This window comes from Sphingopyxis sp. BE235, assembly GCF_031457175.1.
Taxonomy (GTDB): Bacteria; Pseudomonadota; Alphaproteobacteria; order Sphingomonadales; family Sphingomonadaceae; genus Sphingopyxis.
Window position 1 is genome coordinate 1,173,492 of sequence record NZ_JAVDWC010000001.1, and the last position, 14,290, is coordinate 1,187,781.

Annotated in this window: 10 protein-coding genes; 8 read left to right on the forward strand and 2 right to left on the reverse strand. The window is 64.7% G+C overall.

All coding sequences use genetic code 11. From position 1 onward, the window contains the following. Window positions 1-74 precede the first annotated feature (74 nt). Both J2X38_RS05485 and J2X38_RS05490 read left to right on the forward strand, forming a co-directional pair. Window positions 75-2,255 carry a TonB-dependent receptor gene (locus J2X38_RS05485; RefSeq protein ID WP_310252053.1) on the forward strand — a complete coding sequence of 727 codons (2,181 nt, stop codon included), beginning with the start codon at window positions 75-77 and terminating at the stop codon, window positions 2,253-2,255. Window positions 2,256-2,293: 38 nt separating this feature from the next. Then, window positions 2,294-3,853, forward strand: coding sequence for a carboxylesterase family protein (locus J2X38_RS05490; RefSeq protein ID WP_310252056.1), 1,560 nt, complete (start codon window positions 2,294-2,296; stop codon window positions 3,851-3,853). Between the two features lie 25 nt (window positions 3,854-3,878). Here the strand turns inward: J2X38_RS05490 and J2X38_RS05495 are convergent, their stop codons facing one another. Together J2X38_RS05495 and J2X38_RS05500 are read right to left on the reverse strand one after the other, a co-directional pair. Continuing rightward, complete coding sequence (locus J2X38_RS05495; protein ID WP_310252058.1) at window positions 3,879-4,832, reverse strand: winged helix-turn-helix transcriptional regulator; 954 nt, start codon at window positions 4,830-4,832, stop codon at window positions 3,879-3,881. A 105-nt stretch (window positions 4,833-4,937) separates the two neighbouring features. Next, window positions 4,938-7,238: a TonB-dependent receptor gene (locus tag J2X38_RS05500; RefSeq protein ID WP_310252060.1), complete on the reverse strand. Its 2,301-nt coding sequence runs from the start codon at window positions 7,236-7,238 to the stop codon at window positions 4,938-4,940. 119 nt (window positions 7,239-7,357) lie between these two features. Between J2X38_RS05500 and J2X38_RS05505 the strand changes: the two genes are divergently transcribed. The 6 genes from J2X38_RS05505 to J2X38_RS05530 all read left to right on the forward strand — a co-directional run bounded on the left by J2X38_RS05505 (window position 7,358) and on the right by J2X38_RS05530 (window position 14,276). Further along, window positions 7,358-8,326 (forward strand): nitronate monooxygenase, encoded by a 969-nt coding sequence (locus J2X38_RS05505; RefSeq protein WP_310252062.1) that lies wholly within the window; start codon window positions 7,358-7,360, stop codon window positions 8,324-8,326. Continuing rightward, on the forward strand, window positions 8,323-9,819 hold the full coding sequence (locus tag J2X38_RS05510; protein ID WP_058536635.1) for a carotenoid oxygenase family protein: 1,497 nt from the start codon (window positions 8,323-8,325) through the stop codon (window positions 9,817-9,819). The genes J2X38_RS05505 and J2X38_RS05510 overlap by 4 nt, the downstream gene beginning before the upstream one ends. Before the next feature lies 1 nt (window position 9,820). After that, the gene (locus J2X38_RS05515; RefSeq protein ID WP_310252064.1) at window positions 9,821-11,512 is read left to right on the forward strand and encodes a class I adenylate-forming enzyme family protein; all 1,692 of its coding nucleotides are present in this window, start codon (window positions 9,821-9,823) and stop codon (window positions 11,510-11,512) included. 1 nt (window position 11,513) lies between these two features. Next, a complete protein-coding gene (locus J2X38_RS05520) occupies window positions 11,514-12,743 on the forward strand; it encodes an acetyl-CoA acetyltransferase (protein ID WP_310252066.1) in 1,230 nt (409 codons plus the stop codon). A gap of 3 nt (window positions 12,744-12,746) precedes the next feature. Then, the gene (locus J2X38_RS05525; RefSeq protein WP_310252069.1) at window positions 12,747-13,925 is read left to right on the forward strand and encodes an acetyl-CoA C-acyltransferase; all 1,179 of its coding nucleotides are present in this window, start codon (window positions 12,747-12,749) and stop codon (window positions 13,923-13,925) included. Between the two features lie 162 nt (window positions 13,926-14,087). Further along, window positions 14,088-14,276: an AlpA family phage regulatory protein gene (locus J2X38_RS05530; RefSeq protein WP_310252709.1), complete on the forward strand. Its 189-nt coding sequence runs from the start codon at window positions 14,088-14,090 to the stop codon at window positions 14,274-14,276. The last annotated feature ends 14 nt before the right edge of the window (window positions 14,277-14,290 follow it).

Genomic DNA, 14,290 nt, shown 5'->3' on the forward strand with positions numbered 1-14,290 from the left:
AAAGACATCGGTTTTACCCTTAGAAAACGTGAACTGTAATCGAGTTCATAGATAAAACAGGAGGGAGAGAGCCAATGGCACATCGTCTGCGAATTCATCTTTGCGTCACCGCCGCACTCATCGCGTCGCCCACATTCGCTCAAGGGCAGGAAACGCCGCAGGACGGCGACATTGTCGTGACGGCGACGCGCACCGAAACACTGGCGTCGAAAACGCCGATCGCTTTGACGGCGATCGGCGCGGAAGGGCTGCGCGACGCGGGCATTTCCAACCCGACGCAGCTCGCCGACGTGGTTCCCAACCTGTCGATCGACCGCGCCAACGGGCTTCAGATCACGATCCGCGGCGTGACCAGCACCGACGGTACGGAGAAGGGCGACCCCTCGGCCGCTTTCCTGCTCGACGGCGTCTATATCGCGCGGCCGCAGGCGCAGGAGGTCAGCTTCTTCGACATCGAGCGGGTCGAGGTGCTGCGCGGGCCGCAGGGAACGCTGTTCGGGCGCAACACGACCGCGGGGGCGGTGCAGGTGATTTCGGCGCGTCCTCTCGACCATTTTGCGGCGTCGTTCGACGCCGCCTATGGCAATTTCGACGCCATCCAGGCAACGGCGATGGTCAATGTGCCGGTCACCAGCGGTTTCGCGCTGCGCGGAGCGGTCAATTACGACCGCCGCGACAGTTTCGTGATCCAGTCGCCGACGTCGCCCTTCAAGCTCGACCCCGCCAAGAACAATTTGTCGGCCCGCCTGTCGGCGCTGCTCGAGCTCGGCCCCGACGTCAGCCTTCTCGTCAAGGGCGACTATAGCCGGATCAAGGGGCGTCCGGCGCACAGCGTCCGCCTGACCAATTTCTTCACGCGGCCTTTCACGCCGGGTGGGCAGCCGCAATATGTCGACCTCGGATCGACGCGTCAGCGGATGCGTCTGCACAATGACGGCACGCCGTCGTTTACCGACAATGATACGTGGGGCGTTTCGGCCGAGCTCAACTGGGCGTTCGGACCGGTGACCATGACCTATCTTGGCAGCTACCGCGAGCTGGAGCGTCACGAAGGCGGGCCGCAGGATTTCGGTTTGCCCACCGCCTTTGTCGGCGTGTTCGATGGCGAATATTGGCAGAATTCGCAGGAACTGCGCTTCGCCTTCGACAATGACGGCCCGCTCACCGGCCAGGTCGGCGGCTATTATTTCAAGGAAAAGTCAGGGATCGGGGCCTTCATCCTCAACCCGCCCTTCGTTCCCGGCGCGCTCGCCTATGGCTTTCCGCAGGATCCGACGATCGCCGAGTCCAAGGCGGTGTTCGGGCAGCTCAGCTATGAACTGGTTCCCGGGCTCAAGCTGACCGGTGGCGTCCGCTATTCGCACGACCTCAAGTCGCGCGTCGGGCAGACCGTGATTATCTTCCCGGCGCCGGTGGGGCAGATCCCGACGCAGCAGAACAATGCGCGCCGCACCTTCAGCAAGGTGACCTGGCGTGCCGGCGTCGACTATGATTTCGGCGATACATTGCTCTATGCGACCGTCTCGACCGGCTACAAGGCCGGCGGGTTCAACGATGGCTGCGAAGCGGGCACGGCCACGGGATGCGCGCTGCCGGCCGACATTCTCTATTATGACCCCGAAACGCTCACTGCCTATGAAGGCGGGATCAAAACGCGCTTTGCCGACGGTGCGGTGCGCCTCAACGCCTCGGTGTTTCACTATGACTATAAGGGGCTGCAGCTGAGCTTCCAGTCGAACAGCTGCGGCGGGCCATGCCAGATCACGACCAACGCCGGCGCGGCGAAGGTCGACGGGATCGAGGTCGAGGCCAGCCTGCACCCGCACCCGAACCATCGTTTCGATTTCGGCGTCAACTATCTCGACGCGCGCTACGATCGCTTCATCCCCCGGCCGGGGATCGATTTTGCCGGCCGCGATCTCGATCGCTCGCCGGCGCTCACCGCCTCGGCGGGCTATAATTTCACGCTCGAGCTGGGCAATGGCGGCCGCATCGAGGCGAATGCGCGCATCCGGCTCAGCGATTCCTATGTCCTGACCGACTATGCCGTTCCGGTGCAGTTCCGCCAGCCGAGCTTCCACAAGACCGATCTGGCGTTGACCTATACGGCGGCTGAGGATCGCTATTATGTCCAGCTCTATGCGAAAAATCTGGAGAATGTGATCACGCTGTCGAACCTGTCGGCGCAGAACGGCACCAGCGCGACCTTCGCCGATCCGCGAACCTATGGCGTTCGCGCCGGCTTCAAATTCTAGCGGCCGGAGCGGGCGTCAAACGACAGGGAGAACGGGCCATGAGGATATTCGCCGCCATTGCCTTGCTGGGAGCCGCCCTGCCGGCTGCTGCCCAGCAGGCGCCTGTCGTGCCGGTGACCGGCGGAAATGTCGCAGGCTCGGTCGAAGGGGATGTCGCGACCTTTCGCGGCATTCCTTTCGCGGCTCCGCCGGTCGGCGCACTCCGCTGGCGCGCGCCGCAGCCGGTCATTCCCTGGGCAGGCGTTCGCGATGCGACCGTCTTCGGGCACGACTGCATGCAGCTGCCGTTCCCGAGCGATGCCGCCCCCCTCGGCACGCCGCCCTCGGAAGACTGCCTGACCGTCAATGTCTGGGCGCCGGCCGACGCGAAGGGCAGGAAGCTGCCGGTCCTTTTCTGGATCTATGGCGGCGGGTTCGTGAATGGCGGATCTTCGCCAGCGGTTTATGACGGCGCCGCCCTCGCGCGCGCCGGAGTGATCTTCGTCAGCTTCAATTACCGGGTCGGCCGCTTCGGCTTCTTTGCGCATCCGGCGCTGCCGGCGGCCGGCGAAGGCCCGGCCGGCAATTGGGGGCTGATGGATCAACAGGCCGCGCTTCGTTGGACCCGCGACAATATCACAGCGTTCGGCGGCGATCCTGGCCGCGTCACGATCATGGGCGAATCGGCGGGCGGCATGTCGGTCCTGAACCTGCTGGGTTCGCCATCGGTCCGCGACCTGTTTCATGGCGCCATCATCATGTCGGGTGGCGGGCGGACCGCCGGCCTCCAGCGCGATGCGACGCGTGACCTGCCGGGCGCCCCGTCGGCCGAGGCGATCGGCCTGAATTTCGCGAAGAGCATCGGCATCGACGGCACCGACGCGGCGGCGCTCGCGCGGCTCCGCGCCCTGCCGGCGGAAAAAATCGTGTCGGGTCTCAATCTCGCGAGCCTCTTCGCGCCGCCCTCCGGCGCCCCGACCTGGTCGGGACCGTTCACCGACGGGCGGACGCAGACGGCAAGCGTCGAGGCGATGTTCGACCGCGGCCTTCAGGCGAAGGTGCCGGTGATGATCGGCGCAACAAGCGCCGATATCGGTTTCGTGGCCGCAAAGTCGAAAGAGGAGATATTTGCCGGTTTCGGCGCGAATGCCGCGAAGGCGCGGGCGATATATGATCCTGCGGGCGACGGCAGCTTTTTCGACGTGGCGCTCAAGGTCGGCGGCGACAGGTTCATGATCGAGCCGGCGCGCTATGTCGCCGGACGCGCCGCCGAGGCCGCGCAGCCCGCCTATCACTATCGCTTTTCCTATGTCGCCGAGTCGGCGCGCGCGGGGTCGAAGGGCGCGGCGCACGCGAGCGAGATCCCCTATTTTCTCGATACGGTCGCCACCAAATATGGCCCGGCGACCATCGCCGGGGACAGGGCGATCGCCCGGACCATCAGCGCTTATGTCGTCAACTTCGTGAAAACCGGAGATCCGAACGGGCCTGGCCTCGCCGACTGGCCCCGCTTTCGTGGCGGCGAGGTGATGGACTTCGCCTCCGATGGCGCGGCGCGGTCTGGAAACGACCCGTGGTCGGACAGGCTCGATCTTGTCGGTCCCGATGGACCCGGCTGACAAATGATGAGGCCCTGTCCTTGGCCTAACATTCTCCGCTTGCGCGATGCCCGGTCGCCTGAATTTCGAATGAGCTGTTGCCCAGGGCAAGCTCGTCGCCGCAATGGCTGCACGCAACGACCATCTTGAGATCATTGCCGCACGGGGTGTGGGTCAAAAGGACCGGCGGCCCGCGCTCGTCGGAAAACCAGCGGTCGCCCCATTGCAGGAGCGCGAGGATCACGGGGTAGAGGTCGCGGCCCTTTTCGGTGAGACGGTAGTCAAAGCGATCCGCGTGCGCCGAATAGGGCGCGGCGTACAAAATGCCCTGCTTGACGAGGCGGTCCAGGCGGCCGGTCAGGATGTTTGTGGCCATCAGCGTATCGCGCTGAATCTCGTCGAAGCGATTGATGCGGGTGAACATCGCGCGGACGACCAAGGTCGCCCAGCGGTCGCCGAACAATTCGATCATCGTGTCGACCAGGGGCCGGCCGCCCGGTCGGCGACTGCCGACATCGCCGCAAAAGCGGCGGCGTTCATAGGCGGGGGTGACCTGGACCAGGCCCGGCCCCTCGCGCCATGCGACGTCGCGCGGGTCGATTTCGGCGCGGCAGCAATGACAGACCGGGACCGGTTCGGTCGCACTGCCACAGGTGGCATGATAGAGCCGAACCTGGAAATCGCGGCTCGCCGCTTCCCATTTATGCTGCCAACGCAGCATCATCAGTGCGTTGGGAAACTGGTCGCGCCCCTTTGGCGTGAGCATATAATGGTAACCGCGTCCGCCCTTTTTGGGCTGCTTGGCCAGGCAATCTTCCTCGACCAGCTTTTTGAGGCGGCCGTTGACGACCGAGCGGGCAAGCCCCGTGCGCGCGACGAATTCGTCAAAGCCATGCACACCCAGAAACGCCTGTTCCATGATAAGCAGGACGGGAACGTCGCCGACCACCTCCAGCGCGCGCCAGATCGAACAGGCCCTGATCGTGCGGTCGTGTTTCAAGCCAAAGCCATCCCTTGCGTCGCCATGCCCCTAAACCAGGACGGGTGCATCGACAAGGCGTGCGCCGGGAGGGGGAGGGCGGAGCCTCCGCCCTCCCGCCCGCCATCAGAAGCGCCCGGTCAGCTGCACCGCGATCGTGCGCGGCCGGTCGACGATGCCATTATAGGCGTTGCCCGCGCCGCGCGTGATCGTCGTCGCCAGCGGCATCGCGCTTCCGGTCTGCAGGATGCGCTGGTTGGTGAGGTTGCGCCCGATCAGCGCCACTTCCCAGCGATCGTCGAGCTGCGCCAGCGCGAGCCGTGCACCGAGCTTCACATACCCATCCTGATGGGTGCGCGGATCGAGGTTCGCCGCGGCAATATAGGAGGAGGAGAAGTCGGCGTTGACGTTGAATGCCACCTTGATGTCGCTCGTCACCGGCGTCGTATAGTCGACGTTCAAATTGCCCGACCATTTGGGGCTGAGCGCGTTGCGCTTGCCCGAATAGTCGCAGAAGCCGTTCGGCCCCGGCGCCTGCAAATAGAAGCACTGACCGTCGGTGAAGTTGGTGAATTTGAAGTCGAGGTAGGCGACCGCGCCGCTGATCGTCAGCCCGTCGGCGATCGCGGCGCGAAAATCGGCCTCGACCCCCTGTGTCGTCGCGGCGGCGGCGTTGCGGACGTTGAAATTGAGCGTGCCGTCGAAGATGTTGACCTGCAGATCCTTGTATTTGGTGCGATAGAGCGACAGGTTGAAGGCGATATTGCGCCCCTTGTATTTCAGCCCCGCCTCGAAATTGTCGGCGCTCTCATCCTCGAACATGAAGGCACCAGGTTTCGCCACCGTCGTCGAAGTCGGCAGCGAGTTCGAACGAATGTCGAAGCCGCCCGCTTTCGTGCCGCGGGCAAAGGACGCATAGAGCATCAAATCATCGGTGGCGTCATACTGGACGTTGACCATCGGGTTGAAGCTGTCCTCGCTCAATTTGCCCGAGACGCTGTGCGCCTCGATATTGAGCGCGCGGAACACCGCGGTGACGACCGGCAACGGCGCGGTGCTGAGCGGCCCCTTGACGATGGCGAGCGTGCGGCGGCCGCTCTTCTTCTCATGGTTGAAGCGTGCGCCGGCGGTGATGCGAAGCTGGTCGGTCACCGATAGTTCGCCCTGCGCAAAGGCAGAGATCAGGTCCGATTTCTGCGCATAGTCGCGGTCGTTGCGCGTGTCGCCGAGCGCGCTGAACGGCGCGCCGAGCGCGAGGAAGGTCGGGTTGAACCGCGTGAAGTCCTGCACGTCGAGCTTCGCATGCTGGTAATAGACGCCGCCGATATAGTTGAACGTCTCGCCGCCGGGGGAGGCCAGGCGGAGTTCCTGCGAATATTGGCGATAATCCTCGCGCAGGTTCGTGCCGTCGAGGAAGCTGATCCCCGAAAAATCGACGTCGACGATCTCGCGTGTCTTGTAGTCGAGCAGCGAACTGATCGAGGTCAGCGTATGTTCGCCGATTTCGAGGTCGGCGTTCAGTGTCGCGCCGAACACCTTGTTGCGGCTTTCATAGCCATTGTCCTCGCGGACATAATCGGGGTTCGTGCTGACGAAGAACGGCCCCTGGAAGACGGTATTGTAGTTGCCGACCGCGCCGAACACGTCGCGCGGCTGTCCCTTCGCCTCGAAGTCGGCATATTCGAGCTTGAGTTCGGCGGCGAACGGCCCGCCCTTGTCGAACTCGATCTTGCCGCGAACATATTTCTCGTCAACGCTCGGCTCGTCGCGGTCCAGCTTCTGGTTATAGAAATAGCCGTCCATGGTCCGATAATAACCGACGACGCGCGCCTCGACGCCGTCGCTCAGCGGACCGGAGAGTACGCCGTTGAGCTGGAATTCCTTGTGGTTGAATTCATAGAGGCCGGTCACCGAGCCTTCGAATTCGTCGGTCGGACTGCGCGTCGTGATGTTCACCGCGCCGGCGATCGCATTCTTGCCGAACAGGGTCGGCTGCGGCCCGCGCAGCACCTCGACGCGCTCCATGTCGATCAGCGGCAGGCGCGAGAGCTGGTCGCGGCCGTAATAGACGCCGTCGACGAACATCGCGACCGACTGTTCGAAGCCCTTGTTGTCGCCCGAGGCGATGCCGCGAATCGCGATGCGGTTGGCGATCGCGGTCTGGGTGATCTTCAGATTCGGGACCGATGACGAAATCTGTTCGAGGTTGGTCTGGCCATAGCTTTCGACCTGCTTTCCGCTGACCGCCGAGATCGAGATCGGCACGTCGGACAGGCCTTCGGCGCGCTTTTGCGCGGTAACGATGATTTCCTCGAGCCCGCCCTGATCCTCGGTGGATTCGGAGGCAGGCGCTGCGTCCTGAGCGAAAGCGATGCCAGGGCTGGCGAGTGCCGATGCGGTAAGCAGCGCGACAAAATAGCTCTTCATAGGGTCCTCCCACGCACCATCGTCTTGGCGACCACCGCCGCGATGTTTTTCTTGCCTTGCGACTCATAAGGGCTTTAAGTATCACTATGCAAGTCAGATAATTTGAGAGAGGATTGACCTTGCCGGGACACGGCCTTCCACCAGCGCTAACGCGCAATTTGCGCCTGCCCGCGATCGCGGCGCCGATGTTCCTCGTGTCGAGCCCCGAGATGGTGATCGCGGCCTCGCGCGCGGGCGTGATCGGCAGTTTCCCCGCGCCCAATGCGCGCACCTCCGCCGACCTTGAGGATTGGGTGAGCCGGATCGATGCGGCGCTGTCGAACGATCCCGAGGCGGCGGCGTGGGCGGTGAACCTGGTCGTCCATCCGTCGAACAGCCGGTTGCCCGACGATCTCGCCTGCGTCGTGCGGCACAAGGTGCCGCTCGTCATCACCGCGCTGGGCAGCCCGGCGCGGGTGGTCGAGGAAATCCATTCCTATGGCGGGCTCGTCTTCGCTGACGTTAATTCGGTGGGCTTTGCGCGCAAGGCGGCGGCCGCGGGTGTCGACGGGCTGGTGCTCGTCGCCGCGGGCGCGGGCGGGCACACCGGCGCGACCGCCGGCTTCGCCTTCGTCGAGGAGGTTCGGCAATTCTGGGACGGGCCGCTCGTGCTTGGCGGAGCGATCTCGACGGGGCATGCGGTCCGTGCCGCCGAAATATTGGGCGCCGATTTCGCCTATCTCGGCACCTCGCTGATCGCCTGTGCCGAGAGCATGGCGGTGCCGGGCTACAAGGACATGATCGTCGCCGCCGGCGCCGAGGACATTATTCCTTCAAAGGGTATCACCGGTGTGACCGCCAACTGGCTGAAATCGAGCCTGATCGCCGCGGGTTATGACCCCGCGAACATGCCCGAGGACAAGCGTCCCAACTTCTCCGACGCGCAGGACGATGCCAAGGCGTGGAAGAATGTCTGGTCCGCCGGGCAAGGTGTCGGCGCGGTGCGCGGTGTCGAACCCGTCGCGACTATCGTCGATCGCCTCGTTTCCGAATATGATGCCGCCGCCGCAAGGCCGCGATTTGCCCCCGCCGAAGGAGTCATCGCATGACCGCCCAGCTTGTCGAGACGATCGCATCGACGATCCAGCCGAACGACCACCCTTATATGAAAGGCGCGTGGCGGCCGACCTACAATGAATGGAACGCGATCTTCGCCAATGGCGATGCCGAGGTGATCGGCAATATCCCGACCGACATCGACGGCGTTTACGTGCGCACCGGCGAAAACCAGATTCACGAGCCGATCGGCCGCTATCACCCCTTCGACGGCGACGGCTTCATCCATTCGATCTCGTTCAAGGACGGGCGCGCAAGCTATCGCAGCCGCTTCGTGCGCACCAAGGGGTTCGAGGCGGAGAAGGAAGCCGGCCGCTCGCTGTGGGCGGGGCTGATGGAGCCGCCGCACAAATCGACGCGCCACGGCTGGGGCGCGCAGGAGTGGCTCAAGGATTCATCGTCGACCGACGTCGCGATCCACGCGGGCCGGATCATCTCGACCTTCTACCAGTGCGGCGAAGCCTATCGGCTCGACCCGTTCACGCTCGAACAGTTCGGCACCGAAAGCTGGGTGCCGCTCGACGGCATTTCGGCGCATTGCAAGGTCGACCTCGCGACCGGGGAGCTGATGTTCTTCAACTATTCGAAGCACGCGCCCTTCATGCATTATGGCGTCGTCGGCGCGGACAACAGGCTCAAACATTATATCCCGATCCCGCTCGCCGGGCCGCGCCTGCCGCACGACATGGCGTTCACCAAGAATTACACGATCCTCAACGACATGCCGCTCTACTGGAACGAGGAGCTGCTCGAGCGGAATCTGCACGTCGTCCAGTTCCACCCCGACGAAAAGACGCGCTTTGCGATCATCCCGCGGCACGGGCAGCCCGAGGATATTCGCTGGTTTACGGCCGAGCCGACCTACACCCTCCACTGGCTCAACGCATGGGAGGAAGGGGACGAGATCATCCTCGACGGCTATTATCAGGAAGAGCCGATGCCCAAATCCTATCCGAACGCGCCCGAGGGGCTCGAGCGGATGATGGCGTATCTCGACCAGGGGCTGCTCAAGCCGCGCCTCCACCGCTGGCGCTTCAATTTGAAGACCGGCGAGACAGTCGAGGAGCGGCTCGACGACCGCGACCTCGAATTCGGGATGTTCAACCACCGCTATGCGGGCAAGCCCTATCGCTACGCCTATAGCGCGATCCCCGAGCCGGGCTGGTTCCTGTTCCGCGGGCTGGTGAAGCACGACCTCAACGCCCGCACGAGCGAATCCTATGAATTCGGCCCCGGCCGCTTCGGCAGCGAGGCCCCCTTCGCGCCGCGGATCGATGCGAAGGACGAGGACGACGGCTATCTCGTCTCCTTCATCGCCGACCTTGAGACCGACACATCCGAATGCGTGCTGATCGACGCCAAGAATGTCGCGGCGGGGCCGGTGTGCCGGATCATCCTGCCCGAGCGCATCTGTTCGGGAACGCACACCGTCTGGGCGTCCGGCGACGATATCGGCATGGGCGACAACAGCGTGCTGGCCGCCTGACATGATCGCCGCGGGAGAGGATAAACGGCGACAGCATCGCGAAAGCGGCTGGTGGGGCGACAAGAGTTTCGCCGACCTGTTTTTCGCCAACGCGGTGGCGCATCCCGATCGGCTGGCGCTGGTCGATGCACCCAATCGCGGCGACTTTGCCTTCGGCGAACCGCAACGTCTGACCTATGCTGAACTCGAGGCCGAAATTGACCGGCTGGCTGGCGCTCTGGTCGTCGCAGGGATCGGCAAGGATGACGTGCTGCTCGTCCAATTGCCCAACATCAGCGAGTTCGTTGCGCTCTATTTCGCCGCCGCACAGATCGGCGCGATCGTCAGCCCGGCGGCGGTGCAGTATCGCAGCCACGAGCTGAAAGCCATGATCGGCGTCGTCGAACCCAAGGCGTTCGTCTGTGCGACGCAGGTCAAGGGCTGCGACCATGTCGGCGTCGCGGCACCGCTACTCGACGGCATCCGGCTGTTGACTTTCGGCCCGAACCCGCCGGTGGATGCGCTCGACCTCTCGGTCGCCAGGGGAGACGAAGCGAGCCTCGCGGCGCATGTCGCGGCGAACCAGGTCGACGCCGACGACATCTTCACCATCTGCTGGACGTCGGGCACCACCGGCGTCCCGAAGGGCGTGCCGCGCAGTCACAATCACTGGATCGCGGTCGCGGGGGCGGGCTATGAGGCGATGAAGGTCGGGCCGGGCGACGTGCTGCTCAACCCCTTCCCGCTGATCAATATGGCGAGCATCGGCGGCATCACCATGTGCTGGCTGACGAGCGCGGGGACGATGGTGCTCCATCATCCCTTCGACCCCGGCGTCTACCTCAAGCAGATCGCGACCGAGCGGCCGAGCCTGACGATCGCGCCGCCCGCGGTGCTCAACATGCTGCTGCAGAATGAGGCCTTGCTTGCGTCGGTCGACTTGTCGAGCCTGCGCGTCATCGCCTCGGGCTCGGCGCCGCTCGCGCCCGCGATGGTGCGCGGCTTTCAGGAAAAGCTCGGGATCATCATCGTCAACGTCTTCGGGTCGAACGAGGGGATGAGCTTCATCACCGGCGAGGGCGACATGCCCGATCCCGACAAGCGCGCGAGCCTGTTCCCGCGCCGCGGCCGATACGCCCCGCCCTATGGCGAGGGGCGGGCGTATAATATCGAGAGCCGGCTGGTGCCGCCAAATGGGGGCGATCCGATCGAGGAAGATGGCGTATCCGGCGAACTCCAGATCCGCGGCCCGACCTTGTTCGAGGGCTATCACAACGCCCCCGAACGCACCGCCGAAGCTTTCACCGGCGACGGCTGGTTCCGCACCGGCGACCTGTTCGAGATCGCCGAAGGCGGCGATTTCTATCGCTTCGTCGGGCGCTGCAAGGATCTCATCATCCGTGGCGGGGTCAACATCTCGCCCGAGGAAATCGACCAGCTGCTCGGCGGCCATCCTTTGCTCGCCGAAGCCTGCACCTTCTCGCTCCCCGACCCGGTGATGGGCGAGCGCATCGGCCTCGCCTATGTTCCGCGTGGGCTGGGCGATGTCGGGATCGGCGAGGTCGCCGACTATCTCCGCGAAAAGGATCTCGCGGTCTTCAAGCTGCCCGAGCGACTGTTCCGCTTCGACGCGCTGCCGCGCAACGTCACCAACAAGGTGATGCGTAGCGACGTGCGCGAAATGGCGCTCGCCACTCTCGAAAAGGAGGCCTGACATGGCCAAGGACGTCTTCATCCTGGGCGGCGCCCAGACCGACTTTGCGCGCAACCTCGAGCGCGAAGGCGGCGGATTGTTCGAGCTGTTCCGCGAGGTCGCCGAGGCCGCCTTCGTCGCGACGGGCATCGAGCCGAAAGAGGTCGAAACCGCGCATGTCGGCAATTTCGTCGGCGAGTTGTTCGCGGGGCAAGGCCAGCTCGGCGGCTTCTTCGGCCATGTCCATCCCGATCTCGCGGGCGTTCCGGCGTCGCGGCATGAGGCCGCCTGCGCGTCGGGCAGCATCGCGATCCTCGCCGCCGCCGCGGAGATCGAGGCCGAGCGCTACGGCCTCGCGCTCGTGCTCGGCATCGAGCTGATGCGCAACGTCCCCGGCCAGCGCGCCGCCGAATATCTTGGTGCCGCGGCCTGGGCAGGGCGTGAAGCGCAGGAGGCGCGCTACGTCTGGCCGTATATGTTCGCGCGCGTCGCCGAGGAATATGACGAACGCTTCGGGCTCGACCACGCCCATCTGCGTGGCATTTCGGCGAATAATTTCGCCAATGCGAAGAAGAACCCGAACTCGCAGACGCGCGGCTGGGCGGTCACTGACGATCATCTCGGCGAGAATGACGAGGTCAATCCGCTAATCGAGGGAAGCCTGCGCAAATCCGACTGCGGCCAGGTCACCGACGGCGCCGCGGCGATCTTCCTCGCCTCGCGCGCGGTTGCCGAAGCCTATGCGAAGCGGCGCGGCATTTCTGTCGACGCGATCCCGCGCATCAAGGGCTGGGGCCATTCGACCGCGCCTTTGCTTTACTCGACCAAGGTCGCGGGAAGCCGCGGTGCGCCCTATGTCTTCCCGAGCGTGCGCAAGGCGATGATGGATGCGCTGCGCCGCGCCGAAATGCCCGACGTCTATGCGTGCGACGGGGTCGAGGTGCACGACTGTTTCTCGATCACCGAATATATGGCGATCGACCATTTCGGCATCACGCCGCCGGGCGAAAGCTGGCGTGCGGTCGAGGATGGCACGATTGCCTTGGGTGGGAAGCTGCCGGTCAATCCGTCAGGCGGGCTGATCGGGCTCGGCCATCCGGTCGGCGCGACGGGAGTTCGGATGCTGCTCGACAGCTGGCGCCAGGTCACCGGCAACGCCGGCGATTATCAGGTCGAGGGTGCGCGCAATTTCGCGACCTTCAACGTCGGCGGCAGCGCAACGACCGCGGTCAGCTTCGTCGTCGGCGTCTGATTCTTGACCAGCGTCTATCTCTATGACGCGGTGCGGACACCGCGCGGCAAGGCGCGGCCCGATGGCGGTCTCGCCGCGCTGACCCCGCAGGAACTCGTGCGCCAGCAGGCGGCGGCGCTCGCGGCGCGCTGCGGCAATGTCGCGGCCAATCCCGATGCGCTGCTCCTCGGCTGCGTCACGCAAAGCGGCGCGCAGGGCGGGCATATCGCGCTGGTGTCAAAGCTCCATGCGGGCCTGCCCGACACGACGGCGGCGCACAGCATCAACAATTATTGCGCATCGGGGCTGTCGGCGATCGGTCAAGCGGTCGCAAAGGTCGCGAGCGGCGAAGCCACGTGCATCCTCGCGGGCGGGATCGAATCGATGAGCCGGAGCCCGTTTCTGGGCGACCGCGCGGCCTATTATGACGACGATAGCCTGCCGGCCCGCGCACGCTTTGTCCCGCCGGTGCTCGCCGCCGACCGGCTCGCGAACGCCGAAGGCATCATCCGCGCCGAGCTCGACGCGGTTGCTCTCGCCTCGCAGCAAAAGGCGGCGGCAGCGGATGCCGACCCGCGCTTGCAGCATTCGCGCATCGCGACCGGCGCGCTGACCGGCGAGGAATGCATCCGGCCGCAGACGACGGCCGAATCGCTCGCCGCCGCGCCGCCTGCCTTCGGCGACCTGCAGCCGCAATATGCCGGCGCGCTCGACGGCGCGACCTTCGAGCCGCTCCACAGCATCGCCCACGCCCCGCCGATCTGCGACGGCGCGGGCCTCGCGCTCGTTGGCGCCGAAGGGCTCGGCCCCGCCCCGCGCGCGCGCGTGATCGCCTTTGCCGAAAGCGGCGGCGATCCGGCCGCCTCGCTGACCGCTGGCTTCGCCGCGATGGACAAGGTGCTCGCGCGCGCCGGCCTTGGTCTCGCGGATCTCGACCGGATCGAATTCATGGAGGCCTTTGCCGTCACCATCGCCAAATTCCTCCGCGACCGCGACGCCGATCCGTCGTGCGTCAATGTCGGCGGCGGGCATCTGGCGAAGGGGCATCCGATGGGCGCCAGCGGCGCGATTCTGACGTCGACGCTGCTCGACGCCCTCGATGCCTGCAACGGGCGTTATGGAATGGTCGTCTTGACGGGGGCTATGGGCGTGGGGGCTGCCATGATCGTGCAACGGCTCGGTGGCGCCCAATTGCGTCAGTGAGGCTGTCGGAAGTGCAGGGCATATCAATGGCCTCCGCGAAGGAAACTATGGCAAAAAAATCCTAATCGCGTGCGTATCGTCATGATGTCTTACCAAGATCATTCTGCCGAAAACCGTGTCAATAATTCAGGGGCCGGCGCGATATTCGCAGGACTGCCCCGAATGATCCGCCGACACGAGCTCAAGCTCATCGTTCCCTTGGCTGACAGCACCATTTTTGAGATGGAAAGACGAGGCGAGTTTCCGCGTCGATTCAATCTCACGCCGCGATGTGTGGTGTGGATTTGGAGGAGGTTGAGGCTTGGATCGCTGATCGTCGCCAAAGCAGTCTGGAAGATCGCGCGAAGGTGACGCTAGCGCCCAAA